We start from the raw sequence: 507 nt of genomic DNA, 5'->3' as shown, positions 1-507 counted from the left end.
TTAGCGATGATCTGTGCTTTATCGTGCAAGTTTTCGGCAATAGCAACACCTGAGGCACATACATTGCTATTGGTATTAAGCGTGGATGCATCATCATAAAGTAACCATTCCAACGCCCCTAAACCTTGCACAGTCACGCTTTGTGTCGAGATCTCTTCCACTGTCCAAACTTTATCGGCTTTAGTCAGCGCCGACATTTTACGCCCGGTGGTATTTTTTTTATCGGGCCAGAATTGTACGTTCCAGCTTTGCTCCAGCGCGGTCGAGGGGCCACGTTCCTGTCCTTGAAGCGCCATCCAAGCCAGCATGGTTCTGTGCCACCGTTGTTGTACTGGTTCCACGTCATTTTTCGGCGCCGAACAAAAATCAGCAAAGCTCTGCTCTAACTGCGAAGCTTGGCTTAAAAATGACTGTGCGGCATGAAACTCCACTTCGTAAACAGCTTGAGAAATATGGCTAGTTTGCTCTGGTTGTTCATCCGACGAGCCCGTTGTCGATTGGCAACCA

The 507-nt window shown here is 48.5% G+C and carries 1 protein-coding gene; it reads right to left on the bottom strand.

Translation table 11 applies throughout. The annotated features are described in order from the left end of the window. Positions 1-507, bottom strand: a 507-nt coding sequence (locus R7O13_RS31185) for an imelysin family protein (RefSeq protein WP_318305769.1), incomplete at both ends; no start/stop codon positions are given.

This window comes from Vibrio sp. Y176, assembly GCF_033438945.1.
Note: the sequence above shows the minus strand (reverse complement) of the source record. Positions and strands in the feature narration are given on the sequence as shown.